Annotated in this window: 17 protein-coding genes; 1 reads left to right on the forward strand and 16 read right to left on the reverse strand. The window is 51.0% G+C overall.

Annotated elements, in window-relative coordinates; translation table 11 throughout:
* From IAE55_RS19020 to IAE55_RS19075, 12 genes are all read right to left on the reverse strand, one after another.
* A complete protein-coding gene (locus IAE55_RS19020; RefSeq protein ID WP_200633557.1) occupies nucleotides 1-1,989 on the reverse strand; it encodes a Na+/H+ antiporter in 1,989 nt (662 codons plus the stop codon).
* Nucleotides 1,990-2,304: 315 nt separating this feature from the next.
* Entirely contained in the window at nucleotides 2,305-2,841 is a 537-nt protein-coding gene (locus tag IAE55_RS19025; RefSeq protein ID WP_200633558.1) for a DinB family protein, read from the reverse strand.
* Between the two features lie 291 nt (nucleotides 2,842-3,132).
* Nucleotides 3,133-3,771, reverse strand: coding sequence for an HD domain-containing protein (locus tag IAE55_RS19030; protein ID WP_116230173.1), 639 nt, complete (start codon nucleotides 3,769-3,771; stop codon nucleotides 3,133-3,135).
* 168 nt (nucleotides 3,772-3,939) lie between these two features.
* Nucleotides 3,940-4,794, reverse strand: coding sequence for a GNAT family N-acetyltransferase (locus IAE55_RS19035; RefSeq protein ID WP_200633559.1), 855 nt, complete (start codon nucleotides 4,792-4,794; stop codon nucleotides 3,940-3,942).
* 131 nt (nucleotides 4,795-4,925) lie between these two features.
* Nucleotides 4,926-5,192 (reverse strand): CD3324 family protein, encoded by a 267-nt coding sequence (locus IAE55_RS19040; RefSeq protein ID WP_200633560.1) that lies wholly within the window; start codon nucleotides 5,190-5,192, stop codon nucleotides 4,926-4,928.
* 345 nt (nucleotides 5,193-5,537) lie between these two features.
* Nucleotides 5,538-6,368: an alpha/beta fold hydrolase gene (locus tag IAE55_RS19045; protein ID WP_200633561.1), complete on the reverse strand. Its 831-nt coding sequence runs from the start codon at nucleotides 6,366-6,368 to the stop codon at nucleotides 5,538-5,540.
* 150 nt (nucleotides 6,369-6,518) lie between these two features.
* A complete protein-coding gene (locus IAE55_RS19050; protein WP_200633562.1) occupies nucleotides 6,519-7,739 on the reverse strand; it encodes an MFS transporter in 1,221 nt (406 codons plus the stop codon).
* 498 nt (nucleotides 7,740-8,237) lie between these two features.
* Nucleotides 8,238-8,675 (reverse strand): Rrf2 family transcriptional regulator, encoded by a 438-nt coding sequence (locus IAE55_RS19055; RefSeq protein WP_200633563.1) that lies wholly within the window; start codon nucleotides 8,673-8,675, stop codon nucleotides 8,238-8,240.
* Nucleotides 8,676-8,787: 112 nt separating this feature from the next.
* Nucleotides 8,788-10,014, reverse strand: coding sequence for a copper amine oxidase N-terminal domain-containing protein (locus IAE55_RS19060; RefSeq protein WP_200633611.1), 1,227 nt, complete (start codon nucleotides 10,012-10,014; stop codon nucleotides 8,788-8,790).
* A 352-nt stretch (nucleotides 10,015-10,366) separates the two neighbouring features.
* Nucleotides 10,367-12,343 carry a YjhG/YagF family D-xylonate dehydratase gene (locus IAE55_RS19065; RefSeq protein WP_200633564.1) on the reverse strand — a complete coding sequence of 659 codons (1,977 nt, stop codon included), beginning with the start codon at nucleotides 12,341-12,343 and terminating at the stop codon, nucleotides 10,367-10,369.
* A gap of 16 nt (nucleotides 12,344-12,359) precedes the next feature.
* Nucleotides 12,360-13,826 carry an alpha-ketoglutaric semialdehyde dehydrogenase GucD gene (gucD, locus tag IAE55_RS19070; RefSeq protein ID WP_145159292.1) on the reverse strand — a complete coding sequence of 489 codons (1,467 nt, stop codon included), beginning with the start codon at nucleotides 13,824-13,826 and terminating at the stop codon, nucleotides 12,360-12,362.
* Nucleotides 13,827-13,847: 21 nt separating this feature from the next.
* Nucleotides 13,848-14,723, reverse strand: coding sequence for a fumarylacetoacetate hydrolase family protein (locus IAE55_RS19075; protein WP_145159290.1), 876 nt, complete (start codon nucleotides 14,721-14,723; stop codon nucleotides 13,848-13,850).
* 230 nt (nucleotides 14,724-14,953) lie between these two features.
* Here IAE55_RS19075 and IAE55_RS19080 point away from each other — a divergent pair, with 230 nt between their 5' ends.
* Complete coding sequence (locus IAE55_RS19080; protein WP_145159527.1) at nucleotides 14,954-15,817, forward strand: AraC family transcriptional regulator; 864 nt, start codon at nucleotides 14,954-14,956, stop codon at nucleotides 15,815-15,817.
* A gap of 71 nt (nucleotides 15,818-15,888) precedes the next feature.
* Here IAE55_RS19080 and IAE55_RS19085 read toward each other — a convergent pair whose 3' ends face one another.
* The 4 genes from IAE55_RS19085 to IAE55_RS19100 form a co-directional block, all read right to left on the reverse strand.
* On the reverse strand, nucleotides 15,889-18,174 hold the full coding sequence (locus IAE55_RS19085) for a glycoside hydrolase family 95 protein (protein ID WP_200633565.1): 2,286 nt from the start codon (nucleotides 18,172-18,174) through the stop codon (nucleotides 15,889-15,891).
* 90 nt (nucleotides 18,175-18,264) lie between these two features.
* Nucleotides 18,265-19,011, reverse strand: a complete 747-nt coding sequence (locus IAE55_RS19090; RefSeq protein ID WP_200633566.1) for a response regulator transcription factor — start codon at nucleotides 19,009-19,011, stop codon at nucleotides 18,265-18,267.
* Complete coding sequence (locus IAE55_RS34280) at nucleotides 18,989-20,752, reverse strand: sensor histidine kinase (protein WP_105442624.1); 1,764 nt, start codon at nucleotides 20,750-20,752, stop codon at nucleotides 18,989-18,991. Before IAE55_RS34280 ends, IAE55_RS19090 begins: the two co-directional genes overlap by 23 nt.
* Before the next feature lie 103 nt (nucleotides 20,753-20,855).
* Entirely contained in the window at nucleotides 20,856-22,421 is a 1,566-nt protein-coding gene (locus tag IAE55_RS19100; protein WP_200633567.1) for an extracellular solute-binding protein, read from the reverse strand.
* Nucleotides 22,422-22,431 lie beyond the last annotated feature (10 nt).

The following is a 22,431-nucleotide window of genomic DNA, read 5'->3' on the forward strand; positions in this document are numbered from 1 at the left end:
TCAACCCATCTCTTCTCTCAAATCATGCTCCATGAAGAGAATATCACGTTTCATTTCCTTCATGCCTTGTCTGGATATCCGTCCGGTCTCGAACATGGTTTGGATGTTGTCTCTCTCCAGCTGAATCCCGACCCGTGCGAGCTCCTGCATCATGATGTCAGACTCTTCCCGGTTGTAGGTGTCCGATTCGTTTCGGGTCAGAAGAAGCAGCGTACGTTCATATTGCAGGATCAGCGAGCTGACCGACTCCATATCCGTCTCCCCTTTTGCAAGCAGCGCATTCAGCTCCTTTATGACGTAAGCCGTATTTTGAATTCTGAGCCTGGCCAATTCGGCGCGTCTCTCTCGGATACTCAGGCGGGCCGGATGCAGCATTCCGAACACTTCAATCCATTGCTTCACAGGGAAAAGCTCTTTTTTATAACGGACATCTCCTGTGTGCATAAATAACAGCTGGTTTATTCTTTTAAGGTAACGGTACGCTGTGACTGGATTCACTTCTTTCTTCTGAACCGCGTGCAGCGTGTTCTCTCTTTCCCATTTCAGGATAGACAGGCCCAAGGCACGCTGCACTTTATCGTTCTTTTCCTCTTTTTTCAGCGATTTGATTCTGGAAGTATACGTATTGATGATCTGGGCAGTCGCCAGCCGGTTCTGATCCGTGGTCAGTTCGTTTAATCCGTTCACCACATTCCTCAGAATTTCAATTTTTGCCTGAACCTCTTCTTCTTCCTGCTCCGTTTGCGTTTCTTTCCCCAATAAAAGCGGCAGCAGATAGTTGGACGCAATAAGGGTCCACAGGATAACTCCAGCCGCAAGGAAAATGATCAGATCCCTCGCCGGAAATGCGGTGCCATCACTAAGAAATAATGGAAGTGACATCGTACTCGCCAGTGTGATCGTTCCCCGGACGCCTGATAGGCTGAGGATCAGCGCCTTCTTGACACTGAGCCGCCAAGGGCCTCGCGGTTTGGTCCCTTCGACCATATCCATCAGAATCGCCCAGATGAAGCGCAGCCCAAGCACAGCTGCGGTCAATAACAGGGTGTACATGATGACTTTCAGATTTCCGATTTCCGCGCTGTTCCAAATCGTCTGAATAATATCTGGAAGCTGTGTGCCAAGCAGCAGGAAAACCAGTCCGTTCAGTACAAAAACAATGACCGACCAGGTGCTTTTGGATACAACCCGCAGCTTGGCTACCTCGGGATTCATTTTTTTGTAGCCAAAAGAATGGGCGATTCCTGCGGCGACGACGGCCAGGATGCCGTTAACCCCTAATTCCTCGGCCGCCATGAAAATCACAAAAGGGGTCAGAATCTCAATTAGCATGTGAAGCGTAACATTCTCCATCCCCAATCTGCGCAGCCACTTCACCACTCCATATTTGGCAAGCGTGAGCAGCAGGCCCAGCACCACACCGCCAAGTGAGATGGAAACAAAGCTGACGCTGGCCGTTTTGAAAGAGAACACACCGGTGACCATTGCGGCGACGGCAAACTGAAATGACACCAGCCCCGATGCGTCATTGATTAAGGATTCCCCCTCCAGAATTTGCATCGTCTGATGAGGGATTTTTACTTTCTGCTCCAATGCACCCACGGCCACAGCATCGGTAGGCGCTAATGCAGCCGCCAGTGCAAAAGATGCCGCCAGCGGAATCACCGGAAGGAGCCAGTTCAGGAAATAACCTACCACGGCTACCGTGACGAATACCAGACCCAGTGCCAGCAAAAGGATTGGTTTCTTCAGCTTCCAGAGCGCTTCCTTATCTGCTTGCCTTCCATCATTGAACAGCAGCGGGGCAATGAACAGGAGCAAAAACAGCTCTGGATTTAATTTCAGTTCAAAGTGTAACGGCAGCCAAGTGATCAACATCCCCAGTACGATTTGAATAATCGGCACGGAGACCGAGGGGATAAACCGGTTCACTAAATTGGATAAAGAAACCGCCGCCAGCATTAGCAAAATAAACTCAAACAATTCCAAACGAATCTTACCTCCATTATCGATCTGTATTCATCAACTTGTCGTAAATTCAGGGCTCTCACAAACGATTCAGCTTATTGTAAAGTAAATTTATGAACTGTATGTGAATCGCTTTGCACTTAAGCCCAGAGCAATATTCTATAGTACCCATAGGTATTATCATCGGAATTACCGACAGCTTCTTTAATACACCCTACTTTCCATTTGTTCTTCACCATATATAGCTATTAAGCGTGAAAAAGCCTAATTTCTCGGCATTCGGTGAGAAATTAGGCTTTGGTACTTCATTATAGGGCCCTTAAGCGAATATACAAATTATTCCCGTTCCTTTGGCCAAGAACCTTGTTGTTTGCGAATGAATACGATTTGTCCGATGTGGTATACGATGTGCAGCATTTGACGGGCAAGCCTCCCAACACGCTCCTCATCCAGCTGCCTATCGTTCATTTGGGCCAGCGATTGACGCAAATCTTCACAAATCAGGCGGGTTTCTGCCACGGTTGCCGCCCATTCGTCAGAATCCGCCGGGTCCCCAGGCCCTCCAAATGTATCTTCTGCCAAAACGGCCTCCCATTTAGAATCAGGGGGTTCTCCGATATCACCATATGTAGGCTTGTGTTCAGATGCCTCTGTTCCAGGCGTAGAGTCATGGAGTTGTTTGACAAGCAGGGCGTTGTAATAATTCAGATGGTTTACCGTTTGCCAAATGGTATTCCCTCCTCCAGGGGGCTGCCAGCTTGCATCGGTCGAATTTAAACCTGCAAGAGCAGATTCTAATGGTAAAAACCAGGTCTCCGTATCCCAAACAAAGTCAAATTGCATACGAAAAATATCTATCTGTTTCATATTCATTTGCTCTCTCCTCGATGATTCATATTTGGGAGTCTTAACACAGATTACGATCGTCTCCTGTTTCTTTAAATGACTTTTAAGACTTTTAAAAGTTCAACCGGTCCTGCGGTATCCACACATATACCTTGATTCTATCCTAATCATCACTGCTTTGACGTTAAAAATTTCCAATTTGTTGCATCATACTTTAGCATACATTCATCTTAAAACACAAAAAGCCGCATTTACGCGGCTATGAAGTGTGTATGCTCTTGTCCAGGTTCATGGCTTAGGCTGATTGAGCGTGCGCTGTTACTCTTCCCATCTGGAATGAAGCACGTGATGGCAAAAATTAGGCCGTTTATAGCCCGGCAGAAACAGCTCGCATATATCGGCGTTAATCGTGCCGTAGGTCGTTTCCGGTTTATGCTTAAAGCCTTCAAAGAAGGCGCGCAGAATGTTGTGCTTAAACCGGTTTCGCGGGAACGCATCAACGATTTGCCGGCGAATTTCTTCCGAGATCAGTTCGAAGTTTTTCCCCACGACGTCGTAACCGACGCCAAAATTCATCAGGGCCGCTTCGGTTTCTTTATACTCGACGATGCCGATCGTAGTATGCAGGGCGACAGCATCCCACACCAAACGAATGGATTCTTCCGGAACGCCACGGCTTTGCAGGAAATCCCGAGCGGCATTCGCGCCGTCGACTTCAAAGCGCTTGTCCGGACTGCGGAATGCAGGCGTAAGGCCTAGATCGTGGAAAAGAGAACTGATATACAGTAATTCCGGATCATACTTCAATTGACTCTGGTTGCCTTTGAATGCTGCGAAAAGAAATACCCGGTTTGAATGGTTCCACAGCAAATCATCGCCATGTTCCCGGAGTAATTCGGCCGCTTCCTTGGCCAGCTTGCTATCAGGTATTTGGATATCTGCGATTGACATGGACATCGCTAAGCGCCCCCTATTTATGTCGTTAAGCTTATACTAGGGTTTCATGGAATGGAGATCAATGCGGGTGTTTCTATGATCATTATCGACCAAATGAATGATCTCCTACCTATTTCCAGTATCCCCTTAAGACATTTGAATATTCCCAGGGCGCTGCAGATCCTTTTTCTAAATATCCATTGACATAAGTACTAATTTTACAGGAAAGGTATATCCCATTGACTCTAACAACGACATAGCTTCCTTATTCTGTTCATGAACCAGCGTCTCCACTTCGTTTCTGCCGTTCTTCAGGTGATACTCAAATCCCTTCGTGATGAGAAACCTGCCCAGCCCTCTATTACGCCAACGCGGAATGACGAATAATCTTTCGACTGCCCCAGTTTGCCAACACATTACGCTACCAACAAGCTCATCACCTTCAAAGGCAGAAATGGTATGTAACTCCGGACCACCCATCATCCATTCCAACACATTTACACTTCGGTATACTACACCTTGATAAAATTGATTTTCCAGCTCGGTATATTGGATTCGTTCTTCTCTGGATTCCATCGGGTGGTATTTGACATTCACTCCAACAGGCGTTCTGACTTCAGGTACAGGTTCTTCAAGTGAACGCCGTGCTATGTAATAAGTTTGAAAAGAGCTAAAACCCTTCCCTTCGTAAAACGCCCTGTCACCATAAAAGTCCTTCCACGCAACCAGCTTCGTTTTCTTGTTTGGATTACGCAGCTTTTGACAGGTTTCTATAAATGTCGGGAAAAGAGCTGCTCTCACTTCATCCATCCGGTTTAAAGCTAACTCATTCGTGGGCATTTCGACTTCGAATACATCATGATTATCCGCAATTCCGTGGCGTAAGTATCCCACACAAATTAAATTCCCGTCCTCGTTAAATACGCAGCTCATCCTCTGATGATCGTAATCTTGATTATATTTAAAAAGGATCCATGCTTTGTGACTTAAGTTTTTTACCGTTTCCTCAAATTCAGAACGATATGGACGAACTTGTAATGACATCCAAATGCCCCCTCTGAATGGTGTTGCTCCAATCGTAGCAAAGGAAACTGTTTAGAAATATATAAAAGATCTTTCAGAATCATTTGTTACACAAAAAATCACATCATAACATATGATGTGATTTCTACGGCCTACATTTTTGAATAAATGATTTTTTTAATACTATCGATGGAAAGGCAGAATTGATCAGAAAGTTCATCGATCGTTACACCATCAATATACAGCTGACGTATAGTTTCGTTTCTGAGGCTCAAATGTTTTCGGCTTCCTGAATTTTCGCCCCATTTCTTCCGTTGTCCTTCAGGGGTTGGGATGTAAACCATACTTCCGTGGATATATTTCTGTATTTCCTTTAAAAGCTCTTCCGGAAAAATGATATCTGCGTTTACATACTTCATGATAGCTCTGCTCCTTAAAATTAATTAAAATTTAAGGTTGCAAAGCCTATCCTATAAACAATTATCATGAACGCTGATATTCAGGCGGTAAAAATGAATTCTGAGCTCCATACAAACAACCGCCGTTGTTTATAGTACAAGACTTTGCATGGAGCTGATCGTCAATTTTCTCATCATTCGAGACCTCACTTTCAAAAAATGATCGGTGTCTAATCAATGCCAAATATTACAATCGATAATATGTTTATTTTAGCGATTTCTTCACTTCATGTAAATGTCTGGAACTGCGCCCAACTGTCATTTCAAAGCATGAGGGGTTGGTACTGTTAGCCGAACCTCTTAGTGTTACAAAGAATTATGGATAAAATCTTTTATGGCCATTGCAACTCGTTCAGGCTGTTCTTCTGCTGAAAAATGTCCGCAATTTTCGATGATTTTGGCTTTGATATTTTGCAGGCCATTTTCCCTAAATCCGGCAAGGTATTTTTCAATATCTGCATTTTCGTCCGATCCTCGCAAGTACAGAACTGGCGTTGACACGGTAACATGTTTTGTCGCGGCATTATCCTGTTCATCTTCTTGGAAGCATCTGTATAAATCAAATCCTGCTTTCAATGCGTCCAAACGGGAATAGGCTTCGGCATATAATGTTTTGCGGGCATCACTCATTCGCTTGCCTTTTCCGGCCAGCACGTCATAGAAAAAGGAGAAATAAGGAAGTTCTTTGCCTGAAACCAGTATCTCGGGCAGTTCAGGCACGTTATGAAAACCAAAATGCCAGATGTAAGGATTACTTTTCACCTCGGCCCACGGATCAACTCCAGGAATGGCGACATTCATAATTACCGCGCACGATAATCTGTCAGGAAAGCTCTTCAGAAAAGCATACGTCACCTGGCCTCCAGCATCACAACCTACCAGTGTCACATCTTGCAAATACATATGATCCATAATTCCTCGAACATGCTCGGCTATATTGCGTTTGCTGTATGACTGCAAAGGAATGACTGAATTACCGATCCCGGGGATGTCGATGGCGATAACATGATATTCTTCGGCAAGCCTATGCATCACGCCTTCAAATTCCAGCCAACAGGTCGGCCAACCATGAATCAAAAACACAGTCGGCTTTGATATGGAACCGGCTTCGACTACATGGATCGGAACTTCTTTCACAAGTACTTCCCGGTGTGTGAACAAACCTTCTCACTCCTATCGAAATTTTGTGATCACCTCTCAATCGTAGCATTCAAAATATGACAACATCTTGTCACCATTGACATATCGTATTTACAAAATGCGGACGGATGTAAAAGCCAGCTGAGCTTAGCCGGCGGCACCCGACTCGTCTGCAGCGTGCGCGTGCCCCGTTACGGCTGCCCGCCGCTTCATGCGCCGCTCCAGACGCAGGCTAACCGCAAACAAGACGAGCGACAGAGCCGTCATAGCGCCTGCGAAATAGCCAATTTCACCGACGGTAGCGAAGCGCACGACAGCTCCTCCGGCCGATGCGCCCAAGGCACTGCCGACGTACAGGACGGAAGACTGCAGCGACAGGACGATGCCGGACGAAGGCCCCGACAGCCCGATCAACCGATGCTGCTGCGCAGGATTGAACATGTAGCCGCTGAAGCCGAACAGTGCCATAGCAGCCACCGCCATGGCGAGAATACCAGGCCGGCCGGCAAAGCCGTATAACGCAGACATCAAGATAAGCGCGGCTGTGAGCAGGGTAAGCGCCAGCGGAATCGCCCGGTTCGGTCCAATCCGGTCCGCGGCCAAGCCGCCTGTCCGCACCCCGATGAAGCTGGCGATACCGGAGAGACACAGCACCATGCTGATCGTCCGGCCTCCGGCACCATAGCCGGAAAAAAGTTCGGAAACATACGTAAAGAGCGCAAAAATACCGGTGGCCCAAGCGAGCGTAATCAGCAAGGCGGATAGCAGCTCCGGCTTCTTTAGATACAAAAGGCGTTCCCGTATGCCGATCGCCGCGCCCGGCGCCACCTGCGGGAACAGCAGCCGGATGGCTAGCGCGGCGAGCAGCGCCACCCCGCCGACGATCCAGAACGTCGTACGCCAGTCAAACGTCAGGGCGACCCACATCCCGAAGGGGACGCCCAGGATCAGGGAGACGGTTTGCCCGGCAATAACGATCGACACCGCACGCCCTCTTTTCTCAGGCGCGGCCAGCGTGGAGGCGACGGCGACGGCCCCCGGCGAGAACAGGCCTGCCCCCAGCGCGGCGACAATCCGCCCGGTCATCATCAGGCCATAAGAAGAGGCGAACCCGCACAGCACGTTTCCGACAGTGAGCAGCAGCAGCGAACCGAACAACAGTTTTCTGCGCTCCATCCTCCCGGTCAGTGTCGTCAGCACCGGCGACGATACAGCGTACACGAGCGCGAACGCCGTCACCAGTTGTCCGGCAAGCGCCGTCGACACATGCATCGCCGCCGCCAGTGTTGGCAGCAGCCCGCTGATCATATACCCTTCCGTGCCGACCGCAAACGCCCCAAGTGCCAGCCAAAAAATCCGTTTGTCCATGAAATCCCTCTCCTTATTTAGATTTGTCTTGTCAATATAACTGAATCAGTTACAATGAGAAGCAAAAAAAAGCTCATTTTCGGTTACATCTTTACATTCTTCTCGTCATCAATACAACCGAATCGGTTACATTGAACACCGTAATGAGCCCACATCCAGCCGATTCGAAACATACATCGGACAATCCACCAGCTGAAGGATAGTCCAATATCATACCTGCTTCTCACTCGCGCCCGCGATCAGGCAGATGTTATTACTCTACACGGCCTTTCCCCACTTCCATCCTCACTTGAACGTGAGCAGTCGCCTGCCACCTCCTTTCATTGAAACTGAATCAGTTACATTGAGGAGCAAAAAAAACGCGGGTCAGTCTAACGGCGTGACGGATTTCTCACCCGGAGTCTCCAGAGGCCGGAATCTCGGATCCAGCAGCTGCTGGCCGCTAATCTGGCCCACTCCGGCAAGCGGCTCTCGAAGAATGCCTGCCGTTGCGCGGCATCACCGCTTCCCGTGCTCCAGCGACGAGGCGACCAGATCACTGATCGATTCCTGTGCCAGCCGGCGCTTCAATGCTTCCTCGCTGTCCTCGTAAACCGTTTGCAGAGCGGGCTGAATGCCATGGCCGATGATACAGCTCGGGTTCGGCTGGCTGTGATGCAGCTCGAATAGTGGCGTCTGCACAACGGCTTCGTACACATCCAGCAGGCTGATCTCCTCCGGAAGGCGCGCCAGCTTCCACCCGGCCCCTGTCCCTCCGTGCTGCACCAGAACCAGGCCTGCTTTCGCGAGCTGGCCGAGAATCCGTCTCAGAAAAACCGGGCTTGTTCCTACGCTGTTTGCAATCCGGTCGGAAGGGAAAAATTCGTCCTTCTCCGACCAATAAGCCAGCCAAGTCAATATATGAAGCGCAACGGTGTAGCGGCTTACGATAGCCATTTTCGGCATCCCCTTTCAATAAAACCATTATAGTTTCATTGAACGCCTCCCGTCAACGGCTCCCTTTCTCTTCCCAGCATCTATACGGTGTACTTTGTAATGGATTGGCTTCTCACTTCATGTCCTGCCAGCTTTTGAAATCGTGGATGGCGAAGCCGGCATAGCTTGCATAATGAGCCAATTGATTATGGGCGGACTGCAGCTCTTTATCCATCATATCGCTGCTCATGGAATAGAATGAGACCCGCGGACCCTCATTGCTTTTGACCGTTTCGACAGCAATAACAATCTTCTTGTTCAGCGTGGAAGCCTCCCTCAACATGGCCTGCGCATTTTCAACAATGCCATTACCGCCTAACGCATGATTCCGATAATTCATGATGACAAGGGAATCGAACTTCTCCAGCATCCATGCGCTCATGCTGTAATCCTTTCCCGGTAATTTAATCGTATTCAGCCAATACGGAACGTCGATCGCAATGTTCAAGCCGCTTCCTTTGCTTTCTTTCTCAATCAGTCTCAAATTGTCCATCCAGCTTTCAAGAATGGTCTTATTGTCCGTGGTCCATTCGCTAAGACCATAGGGTTCAATATCGAAATGAAATCCCGTGAAGCCTGCTTCCGGGCCAACAGAGGAATTATAGGCTTTCACCCACGCTATAAATTTTTGAATATCCCCCTGCGCAGACTTTTTGGCCCATTCCGGACGGCCCTCAAGTGCCTCCACCTGAATTCCTTCCTTCTTCGCTTTCCGGATGAAGCCATCATATATTGCCGGATCTAGATCTCTGTCGATTTGAAGGTAAATGGATGTTACACCTTTTACTTTTGCGAAATTTATGATTTGATCTTGATCCTGTTTGATGATGTGACTGTCCCATATCCATGTTCCTTTCGGAACCCGGGCCACCGAAGACATGATGCTCACCAGATTGCTCGAAGGCTGCCAATCCACGTTGGAGTGCAGAGCTTCACTAATAAAGCGCAGCGGAACCATCGTGCGGCCATTTTTAAGCACCGCCGACCCTTCAAAGTCCACTCTTTTCCCATTCACCAGTGCATAATTATGGCCAATCACCAAAATAATGATGTCACGGTTAAGCGAGATCGTGATTTGTTTTAAACTTCCGTTCCATTTCGTTGTCGCTCCGAGCTTGTCGGATACAAAAGCAAGCGGAACCATTGTCAGGCTGGATTTTTGATCGACATAGGGGTGTCCATCTGGGAATTGTACTTCACGCCCGTCCACGGATACACGGACTTCAGAAGCGTAAATCGCGGGGGTAAATGCACCTAAGCTCAGCATGATCGCCAACGTGCACACTAGCCATTTTCTCATGTGTGACTTCCTTATCTTATTAAATTTGTTCTTAACCGCACTGTGCACACTTGGTCGCACATTGAAATTATACGGTATGTAATAATTGGTAACAAGCTCAACAGGCAAATTACGCTGAACCCACAGGAGCCGCTCTACTAGAAGCTATCTCGGCAAGCTCATATTTTCTTAACATTTCACAATCGCTCTTCGCGTCCGTTTGCTTGAAGCTATAACCCCGTCTTGAATAACAGCCCTCTGGTCCAATAACAAAAGGACCGCCGAAATAATCAGCAGTCCTTCTATATGAAATAAAAGCAATGATAATCCTATATAATTTACCGTACACAGTTTTGATCAGGTTCACTAGTTTTTAGTTCCAACCGAGCGCCTTTTTTCCGGCTTCGATAGCTGTGACGATTCGCTCTACATCATAAACATTGCCTTTCCATGTGCCTCCACTGACGGCTTGCAGAGCAGCCCATAGCTTCGTATCGTCCGGGAGGTCATCATCGGGACGCATTCCTGGGTGGAATGGCCTCTGGGCCAATAACCGGGCCCCCTCATCCGGCGTTACCTCCAGGTCCCCTTCTCCAATAAAATCAACCCGCCCTTCCAGCCGGTTACGGTCAACGACAATTTCAATCAAATCGCCGTCCTTGAGCTTGCCGATCGGTCCGCCTGCCAGCGCTTCAGGGCCGACATGACCGATGCACGCGCCGGTTGAAACGCCGGAAAAACGGGCATCGGTGATAAGCGACACATATTTACCGAAGGACAGATGCTTAAGCGCGGACGTGAGCTGATACGTCTCCTCCATGCCCGTTCCGGACGGTCCCCTGCCAATGAGAACCATGATATCACCTGCCTGAATACCCCCGTTCTTAATCGCACGGATCGCGTCGCGTTCGGTTGTAAACACCTTGGCCCTGCCTTTATGGTGATATATGCCTTCCTCATTCAGGACGGAAGGGTCAATCGATGTGGATTTGATCACAGAGCCTTCCGGAGCGATATTCCCGGTTGGAAACGTGACGGTGGAAGTGATGCCAAGGAGCCGCGATTGTTCCGGGCTCATAATGACACTGTCCGGATCGATTCCGTCCTTTTCCTTAAGCTGCTTGCGCAGCCGATGACGACGCTCCGACGATTCCCACCAATCAAGAACTTCTCCCAGTGAGGAGCCCGTTACCGTAAGCACCGATTCATCTAACACACCGAGACGTCTGAGGTGCAGCATCACTTCAGGCACGCCTCCGGCCAGAAATACCCGAATGGTCGGGTGAAAAACCGGGCCGTTCGGTAGTACGCTGACGATGCGCGGTACATCCCGATTGACGTGGATCCAATCCTGCACCGCCGGCACCTGTAATCCAGCTGCGTGGGCGATCGCAGGGATGTGGAGCAGCAGATTCGTCGAGCCTCCGAAAGCAGCATGAACGACCATGGCATTTCGTACCGCCGCATCTGTGAGGATGTCGCCCATCCGCAGTCCTTGAGACTCCATCGCCATCAGCGCACGGGAGGATTGACGGGCCATTTCCTCCCAGATGGGCTGGCCCGAAGGCGCGAGCGCGGCATGAGGAACCGTCATGCCAAGCGCCTCGGCGACAACTTGGGCCGTTGCCGCCGTACCGAGAAACTGGCATCCCCCACCAGGCGTCGCACAGGCCCAGCAGCCAAGCTCCGCAGCTGCTTCCAGCGTGATTTCGCCGCTCGAGTACCTGGCGCCGATCGTTTGAATTTTGCCGGCATCCTCCCCTTCGGTCGGCGGAAGCGTTACACCTCCGGGAACGACAATTCCCGGAAGCTGCGGCATGCCCGCAAGCGCAAGCATCATGGCAGGGAGCCCCTTGTCACAGGTGGCAACGCCAATAACACCCTTTCGCGTAGGCAGCGAGCGGATAAGCCGGCGAAACACGACGGCTGCGTCGTTCCGGTAGGGGAGCGAATCGAACATACCCGACGTTCCCTGTGACCTGCCGTCACAGGGGTCGCTCACGTAGCCGGCGAACGGGATACCACCGCGGCCGGAAATTTCCTCCGCCGCAGCCTTCATCAGCAAGCCAACCTCCCAGTGTCCTGTGTGATATCCCAGGGCTACGGGACTGCCGTCCTCTTGGCGAATCCCTCCCTGCGTGCTCAGAATCAGAAACTGCTTTCCGTTCAGTTCTCCCGGCTTCCAGCCCATCCCGACGTTTTGGGACATGCCAAACAGGTCTCCGCTTGGGGCATTTCTCAGCAGATCATCTGTTAATGGCAGCCTTCCCTGCACCCCGGGGGCATGCGTTGTAATGTCGCCGCTTGCCAGGTCATCCTTCCCCATGATCGACTTGATCGAATTGCGCATGGCACCCTCCCCAAGATTATGGCTTCACGAAAACCGTTTTGATGGAAGTGAAAAATTCGATGGCCGCCTGCCCCTGTTCCCTGGAGTGCGAGCTCGACATTTTCATCCCGCCGAACGGGGCCTGCAGCTCAACGCCCGCTGTTTCCGCGTTCACCCGAACCAGCCCGGCATCCATGTCCTGAATAAAGGACAGCATGGCGCCGATATTTTGCGTATAGATGGAGGCACTCAAGCCATAATCGCTATCGTTGGCCGTTGCTATCGCTTCTTCAAGGCTGTCCACGGCAATCAGGGCAAGCACCGGACCGAAAATTTCCTCCCTTGCAATGGACATTTGAGGAGTCACCCCATCGAATACGGTCGGCTGGACATAGAACCCGTCCGCAAGTGCCGGGCCGCTCGCCCTTGCCCCTCCGGTCAGCAATACGGCTCCTTCATCCAGCCCTTTTTGGATGTAGTGCAGCACAGTTTCCAGCTGCCTTTCATTAGCGCAGGGCCCCATCCAGGTCTCGGGTAACATGCCGTCACCAAGCCGAATGCCCTCGATTTGGGACAGCAGCTTCGCTTTAAAGGCTTCATACACTTTGCGTACAACGATCACCCGGCTGGTCGCCGTGCACTTTTGGCCGGTGGATTTCAAGCCGCCGCTGATCGTCGCTTCGACCGCCAAATCCAGGTTCGCATCCTCGGCGACAATAATCGGGTTTTTGCCGCCCATCTCGAGCTGGTACTTGGCTCCTCGGGCAAGCGCGGCCGCGCCGACGCGCTTCCCGACTTCGTTGGAGCCCGTGAAAGTGATTCCGCCCACGTCCGGATGCTCTACAAGCGCCGAACCGACCACCGAACCACTGCCGCATACAAGATTAAAGACACCCGCCGGAATTCCCGCCTCCTCGAAGCATTCGGCCAATTTGGCTGCGGTCACCGCCGTTTCCTGGGCCGGTTTCAACACAACGGTATTGCCGTATATCAGAGCCGGCGCAGTCTTCCAGAGGGGGATGGCTACGGGGAAATTCCACGGGGCGATCACACCGACAACCCCCAGCGGCACCCGGGTCGTGAACATCAGCGCCTCGCTGTCCGTCGAAGGTATCACGTCACCGGACTTGCGCATCCCCTCACCAGCGTAGTACCGCAAGATAGCGACCCCGCGCATCGTCTCCCCCTTGGCTTCCGCCAGCGTCTTGCCCATTTCTCTTGTCATTGCCTCGGCGACCTCATGGGCCCGCCGTTCCAATACACTGGCCGCACGAAACAAGATATTGCCGCGTTCCGATCCGGGCAGGCTGCGCCAAGCCCGCCGGGCTGCTGTGGCTGCTGCGACGGCACGGTTCACATCCTCTTCTGTGGAAACCGGTACATAACCGACCACTTCATGGCGATTGGCGGGGTTGATGCTGGGCTCCGTTTGTCCGGTGGAAGCCGCCGTCCATTCACCATTGATGAAATTGCGATAAATCTGTTCTCCCTGGAATGCTGTCATGACAATCTCCTCCCCAAATCCCTAGTTTGAAATAACGTGGTTCACCAACGTCCCGATCCCGCTAATCGAAATTTCGATGCGGTCGCCGGGAGCAAGCGTGAAGTCGGCCGGCGGCACAATAGCTGTGCCCGTCAACAGAACGGTACCGTCAAACAAATCGTTGTCCGCCGCCAGGAAGCGGACCAGCTCATCGAGCTTGCGGTTTAACTGACTTGTGCTTGCCTCACTTTCCACCACAACGTGGCCTTCGCGGTAAATCTGACAGACGATTTTGAAATCGTAGGGGTCATCCACGGTATCCGCGAGCCGGATTGCTGGCCCGATCGAGCAGGACTTCCGCCATATTTTTGCCTGCGGCAGATATAGCGGGTTCTCCCCCTCGATATCGCGGCAGCTCATGTCATTGCCAGCCGTGTATCCCACGATGGTCCCGTCGCCGGCAAGCACCAAGCCAAGCTCCGGCTCGGGGATTTGCCATACCGAATCGCTGCGCAGCGTTACATCCTGATTCGGTCCGACCGTGCGTGCCGCCGTGGATTTCAAAAATATTTCGGGTCTCACGGCGTCATAGACCTTATCGTAGAACGTCTCCGCATCCATTCTTCCGCCAGTGGCTTCATAATTCCTCGCCTCCCGGCTGCGCTGATAGGTGACGCCGGCTGCCCAGACCTCCGGCGCATCTACTGGAGTAAGCAGCTGCAATGATGGCCATGCGGCAGTCAGCTCATTTTGCGGTGTAATAGCGCTTTCAACAATTCGGACAGGTGAGACGCCTTTCTCCCTGGCCTGATTAATCAACGATATCAAATCAGAGTGAGGCAATGGATAAGCCTTCTCATCATCCGTAACCGCCGCGAGTCTCGTCTGCCGTCCGTCCAAATATCGAATAATTCGCATTCAATATTGCCCCCAATTTCTCCCTATAAGGGTTGATAATACTACCTTATCATCGCCTATGACCCTTGACGATACGCTAATCTTCACTTCGATTTACCCTTTTCACGCATTTCTTTTCCGGAAGGATCAAGCTATAATCGTAACAAACTGATAACTTGTACCATACAGAGGAGGGTATCGCCGTGACCGAGCTTCCCGGAGTCTATGTTGGCCGTCTTCCCGATGTCCGCATGTCATTTCAGCTGTTGGGCCTGCATGCGCGAAAAGTGGATTCCCGCTGGACCTATCCTTCCCACGAGCATCCCATGTACGAGATCCACTGGGTCGTGGAGGGAGAAATGGACATGGTGATTAATGGGCGAAAATACCGGCAGTCCCGGGGGGACCTGCTGTTCATCCATCCGGGCATGACGCATTCCTGCACCCGTGCCGGATCCCAGGGTTTCACCTACTTTTCCGTTCACTTCAGCGTGGACGATACATCCTTTTGCAAGGAGCTCAACCGCTGCAAGGAATTTTATTATCCGTCAGACTCGCCGTTAGTCCAAGGGCTGTCTCCGTCTTTATCGACGCTGTATCGTCTTGCGGCAGAGCACCTGCGCAGCCCGCTCCCAACATCCAAACAGATGAAGGTCCATGCAGCTGTCTTCGAGCTGCTTGGATCCCTGGTTGGCCAACTGTCAGAGACTGCAACCGTCGCCCGATCCAAAAAGGAATCACTTGCCCAGCAGATCGCCGATCAAATAGAAGATTCCGTAAAATACATTCTCCTTCATGGAGAGATTCGGGAAAACGAACGAACCTGGATTCAGGACATTGCCAAGTCGGTTCATATGAGTCCTTCGCAAGTGAACCGCATCTTTAAGCAGATCTACGGGAAAGCCCCGCGTAAGTTTATGTCCGAAACGCTGCTGAACGAGGCACAGCGCTTGCTGCTGCAAACCGATTTGGGGATCGACCACATCGCCATGATTCTCGGATATAAAACCAATTCGCATTTCAGCCGCCAGTTCAAGCGGTGGACGGGGATGGCTCCAAGCGAGTACCGAAATCAAGTCCAGCAGCAGCCCTTAGCTTATGAGCCGGATCAGTAACTCATTTAACGATATCCTATAATCGGCTACCTCTATGATCCGGTCATAAGTTTTTAAACAGTCACAAGCAATTAAGGTGTTATTTCATCACTCATTCGTTTGGTGAACGTGTAGGAGCGGCCTGCTTCCCCCTCAAACGAAACGGGATCAAGACCAGGTGCTTCCAGACGGCATGGACCAGAAACCGCGCAGGTTACGACCGCTTCAGTAACCTGACCCTTCGTCCAGGTGAAATTCAAGGTGAAGCCGCCCCGAGCCCGCAGCCCTCTGACTTCCCCATCACTCCAGCTGTCAGGCAAAGCGGGCAGCAGCCGGATCAAACCAGAGTGGCTCTGCAGCAGCATCTCGGCAATGCCCGCCGTGCCGCCGAAATTGCCATCGATCTGGAACGGCGGATGATTGTCGAACAGGTTCGGCAGCGTAGAATGATGCAGCATCGCTCTTACATTTTCATAGGCCTTGTCCGCATCCAGCAGCCGGGCCCAGAAGTTGATAATCCACGCCCGGCTCCAGCCGGTGTGTCCACCGCCGTTAGCCAGCCTGCGTTCCAGCGTCGTCCGGGCCGCTGCTGCCAGCTCCGGCGTGGAATCCACGTTAATGCCTTCGCCCGGATAAAGCCCGAATAGATGGGAGATATGGCGGTGTCCCGGCTCCACCTCCTCGTAATCCTCCATCCACTCCTGAATTTGTCCATGTTTGCCGATTTGCGGTTTGGGCAGCCGCTTCAAGGCGGCGGCGAGCTCCTCTCGGAACGCCTCATCTCTCTCAAGGATTTCCCCGCTGCGGATGCAAGCATCAAACAGCGCTTCGATCATCTGAAAATCCATGGTGGCCCCGGCGCAGAGAACTCCTGTTTCGCCATTGGGCAGCCTGTAGCTGTTCTCCGGGGAGACAGACGGACAAGTCATCAAGCGTCCCTCGTTGTCCTCGATTAAATAATCGAGCAGGAACAAAGCTGCCTCTTTCATCGTCTCATAGGCACGCGCTAGAAAATAACGATCCTGGCTGAAGCGATAATGCTCCCACAAATGCAGGCACAGCCAGGCGGCGACCATCGGCCAGAATGATGCCGGAAGATAGGTGTCCTGCGGCGCCGTATCCGCCCAAATGTCCGTATTGTGATGCGCCGTGAATCCCCGGCAGCCATACATGACGCTGGCCGTGACCCGCCCGGGCTCACGCATCCTTTCGAGCAAATCGAACAATGGCTCATGGCATTCGGACAGATTGCAGTTTTCCGCCGGCCAGTAGTTCATTTGCATGTTAATATTGATCGTGAATTTACTGTCCCAAGGCGGAGTAAAGCTATCGTTCCAGATCCCTTGAAGGTTTGCAGGCAGGGAACCCGGCCGGCTGGAGGAAATAAGCAAGTATCGGCCGAATTGAAAATACGTTTCGATCAGCCCGTTATCCTCTTCGCCCTCACGGAACCGCTTCAGTCTTTCATCGGTCGGCAGCGCGTTTTTGCCTGGGCTATCCGGCAGCCTCAGGGTAACCCGCCCGAACAATGCAAAGTAATCCTTCACATGTCGGGCAAGCAGATCGGCATAGGAAACCTGGCTCAATACCTCTAATTGTCGTTTGCCGTAAAGCACCGGATCGGGATGCCGGAAGGTGGTACCCGCGGCAAGCATTAGCGTAACCGCATCCGCATTTTCAACCAATAAATATTCGCCTATGGTCTTGCACACTCCGCCTTCTGGAAGCGCCTTCACGATGGCGCAGAACGAGCTGCCTCCTTTACCGCCGCATTCCCCTTGCATCACAAGTCCCTGCTGGCCCCATTTTTCCGTCTTCTCCATGTATCTCCAGTTTCGGCGGTTAAACCTGGCCTTTAAGGAAAGCGCCCCCTTCTTGTCAGCGGAAATCCGCATCATGATCGCCTGATCCGGGTAACTGGCAAACAGCTCACGGATATACCGGACATCTCCGATCCGGTAGCTGACCCGGGAAACGCCGCGTTCTAAATCCAGCTCCCGTACGTAATCCTCGGCCTTCTCATGACGATCGAACGAAATCAGAAGATCACCGAGCGGCAAGTAGTGTCTCTGCGATTCGGGCAGCCCCGCCATCGTCATCCCCGCAAGTGCCTCCGCCTCCTTCAGGCGTCCCTCCATAATCAGTTTGCGGATTTCCGGCAGATGCGCCAGGGCGTCTTCGTTATTGCGATCACGCGGACCGCCGTACCATACGGAATCTTCGTTCAGCTGCAGTTTCTCCTCGGTTATTCCGCCAAAGATCATGGCGCCGAGCCGGCCGTTCCCAATCGGCAGTGCCTCGTTCCACTCTGCGGCAGGCTTGAGGTACCATAATCGCTGCTTCTGTTCCACGGTCTCCGTGGGATTCGTATTCGTCATGCTTTTCCTCCAATCCGCCTCACAGGCGAAAAAATGGTGTGTTCAATCCAGTTCAATCAACGTTTTAATGACCATGAGTCATCTCCCAGTTTAGCAACTTTCCTTAGAATCCGCCTCTATATTATCCAAATCATTTGTTTCACGGTAGGCACCTGGTGTGATCCCTGTATACTTTTTGAAGACTTTGGTGAAATAATGTTTATTTTCAAACCCCGCCCGCCGACCGACCTCGCTTACGGAAAGATGCCGATGCGTCCTCAGCAATTTCTGCGCTTCCTTGATCCGAAATGCGTTCAAATAATTGACAAACGTGTCACCTGTCACCTTCTTGAACAGACTGCTGATGTAATTCGGATGAAGGTTCATCAAATCAGCAAGGTGATCCAAGGAAAGATCGTTCATAAAATTCGTTTGCGTATAAGCAAGAATGCGTTTCGTGTGCCGTTCACAGTCGGAATCGGCTTCGGAAGGCAGCTCTTCATCGATAATTGCTAGCAGCTTAGCAATTTCGTCTTTGTCCAGCGGTTTAAGTAAATAATCCACGACGCCGCTGCGCAGTGCTCTTCTTACGTATTCAAATTCGTCATAGCCAGTCAGAATAATAAACCGCTTACACAGTCCGTTCCCTTTCGCCTCCTCCATCAACTCGAACCCGTTTTTTTCCGGCATATGAAGATCCGTCACCGTGACATCCGGCATAAAACCCTTCATGACTTCAAGAGCCTCAAAAGCGTTGCCTGCCTCACGCACCTCAGTACCGAGCGGAGCCGCGTCCTTGATGACCTTGACTAATCCCTCAAGAATAATCGGCTCATCATCTACAATCAATAGTTTCATCGTTAACCGCCGCCCCTTTCGTTATGATGATTGTGAGACATGTTCCTACTCCTTGCTCACTATCAAGAACCAGCCGTGAAGCACCGCCGAAAAAGGATTTCACCCGTTCGCTGACGTTAATCAGGCCAACACCACCGCCCTCGGTCTCTCTGCTGGAATAGTTGTCACTATCCCCCATGAGCAGTGAACGGAGCCTGGACAGCTTGTCCTCCGGCATGCCTGCCCCACTGTCAGATATGGAGATCCGAACCTCGTCAGCCGTTTCATACGCACGCAGCCTGATATGGACGGGCCGAAGTGTTGCTGCAGCTCCGTGGACGATGCTGTTCTCGATCAAGGGCTGGAGCATGAACCGGGGACAATCGATCTGATCTGCATCCACATCGATGTCCAGCTCGTAGCTCAGTCTGTTTCGGAGCCGCATCTTGTGAATCTTAAGATAGAAGATGACCGTCTCGATTTCCTGGGCGAGAACCGTATGATCCTCCTTGGAGGACAAGCTGTAACGCATCAGCTTCCCGAACCAGAAGGAAATGTCGGCTACCTCCTTATCGTTATTGGACTCGGCCAGCATTCTGATCGTTTCGAGCGTATTATAAAGAAAATGCGGTTTGATTTGAGCCTGAAGCACTTTATAGGCTGCTTCTTTATTTCGCAGCTCGGCCCGGTGGACATTGTTAATCAATTCGTCCATCCGCTGAATCATCGAATTGTAAGTCATGATCAGAAAGCCAATCTCATCCTGACGGTTCGGACTGTCGTGCTTGCTGATGTACGGTCTCATATTGTTGTCGTCCAGGTTACGCATGTGTCTAGCCAGGCGAAGAATGCGCTTGGTGATTGTGGAAGCGAGTACATAATACGCTAGCGACAATGCCGCCAAAAAAACGATGACGGTTGAGATCAGGATCATTTCCTTGCGTTTGATCGTGTGAAACACGACGTCTACCTTCCCAATCACAACAACTCTGACCCCAAGCTCCTCAAAGGAAAGCTGATTCACGATCGTTTTCCGGTTAATGAAATAGGGCTTATTGTCACTTCCGCCGAGCAGTTTGAGCGTCTCCTCATCCATTCCGGAAGCTGTGCCCTCAGCTGCCTCTTCACCAAACGGTAACAGGATCGCTTCCCAGTCACCTTCTATGCCGATAGCCTTGTAAAATTTCTGCATCAGACTGCCGCCAATGCGCAGTTCTAGAAGCCCGACAATTTCGGTAAACTCCGGGTTATAAATGTTCTGATAAAAAGCAAGCCGCGGTTCCTGAGCTTCCGGACCTTGGACAATCCATCCTCCTTGACCGGGTTTTAATGAACTTGCTATCTTCTTGCCCTGTGCATCAAGAGATGACATATCGAGAAACCGGTCGGTAATTCGAAGCGCTTGTTTCTTGGTTTTATAGATTCGAAGCGACTCGATTTCCGGATTGGCAAATAGCGACTGTGTCATGATCGGACTGATATAACGGTTGTAGGCATAAATGCTGTCGGCGTCGGATCCATAAACTCCGCCCAGGTAGTCCGTGACATACGGGTTATATTGCAGCAAGCGATGGACGGATTCGATGCGGGTCAGATCCGCTTTCATATTTGCCTTGGCCTGCTCCAGGATCTTTTGCCGGCTTTCTACGAATTGTTGAGTCAGATTGCCGTATATTTGTACGTAGTAGTAATATCCAAACGTAACGACCGGGATAAAGACAAAGAAAATATATCCGATAACAATTTTGCGCACGATACTCACGGTCTTGAATCCCCCCGGCTGCCGGTTTATTTCTACTAAACGTACCATGAGCAAGCAAAATCCGGTAGAGATTTTACGTCCCTACCGGTTTAGTGGCATCGTGTTACTCAAACAAACTTTTCTTCTTCTGGTATGTCTCATTTGCCCAATCTACAAGCTCCTGCAAGCCCATACTCTCGGCGGTCTTCACCATATTTTCGTAATTCGCAACCGCCTCTTCTTCGGATTTCGCCAAATAAATTTTCACCTTCTCATTTTTAATCATCTCGTCGATCTTTGTCTTGAGCGTTCTTTCTTTGGAATCCGGCTGCGTTTGAATAAGACCGATCGCCGGCTTGTAAGTCGTAATAGCCTTAGTCTCCATTAAAGCCTGTGTCTTCTGCGTTCCCGGAACATAGGACAGCATGCCTTCGGTGACCCCATCATTATACAGGTACCACCATTTTATTCCATTACCGTTAACGAAATCGGCATCGGACGGATCGTATTTCAGATTTGGATAACCCGCTTCATTCCATGTCCAATGTTCGCCTTCGACACCAAACATGGTCAGTTTTTTGCCTTCGTCGCTTGCCAGGTACTGAATAAACTTGATGGATGCTTCCGGATCCTTATTTTTCTTCGTGATGAACGTACCGGCAAATCCCAGGCCCGTACTCACGGCTTTGGCATCCTTCGACAAAGCGCTCGGAAGCATTTTCAGCGTAAAGGCGCCCCCGTTACTCTTGATTTTATTGTTGTCCGCTTCCGCCGCGGAAACGGTATAACCGTGAGCAAAGGCTTTGCCGCTTGTCACGTATTGATCGTCAATCTGGTCATTCGCAAAAGCAAAATTTTCCGCGAGAATGAATCCATTGCGATATAAGCTGTTCATAAACTTGAAATACTCCAACATCTTCGGCTGTCTGATCGCATAATCGACTTTTCCGTCTCGCTCATACCAGCCGTCGATTAGAGCTTCCGTGCCGAACTGCTGCATAAAGTACTGCTCAATCCAATTCTTATCCAGGACCAGTGGGACCATATCGGGATGCTTCTGCTTGACCATGCCTAAAACCTTTACGAAATCGTCCAGCGATTGGATCGGCGGATTGCCGAGCTCCTTTAGAATATCTTCCCGGACGGCAAGGCCGGGATTGCCGTCGCTGCCAATCGAATATTTACTTTGAGCCATCTCCTCTTGCGTCGCGAAGGAATTTCGCACCGTATAGAAGTTGCCGTCGTCCATCGTATGGATCGCAATTCTCGTTTTGTCGATTTTGAAATCCGGGGCATATTTCTCGATCAGCTCATTCCAGGGATAGGACAGCTTCGAATCCGACAGCCGATCAATGTTAGCATTCGTGAAGACGAGGTCCGGCAAATCTCCGGAGGCAATCATCAGCGGCAGCTGCTTATCGTCCGTTGCGACAGTGACGTTCAGCTTGACACCTGTCTTTTCGGTGATTTTCTCTGCTACCGGGCCTTTCCATTCCTTAACCGGATACCATGGCTCATCGATAAACAGCGACAATTCCTTCACGCCGCCTGATGCTGCCGACGAATTACCGTCCTGCTTCGCGGCCGAATCCCCGCCGTTACCGTTGCCGCCGCAGGCGGACAGCATTGTAAAGGCAAGCACCGCAGACAGTGCCGCAGTGAGCAGCTTGTAACTCTTGATTGTTTTCAAGTGTACCCCT

This window comes from Paenibacillus sp. S28, assembly GCF_016624415.1.
Lineage (GTDB): Bacteria > Bacillota > Bacilli > Paenibacillales > Paenibacillaceae > Paenibacillus_AQ > Paenibacillus_AQ favisporus.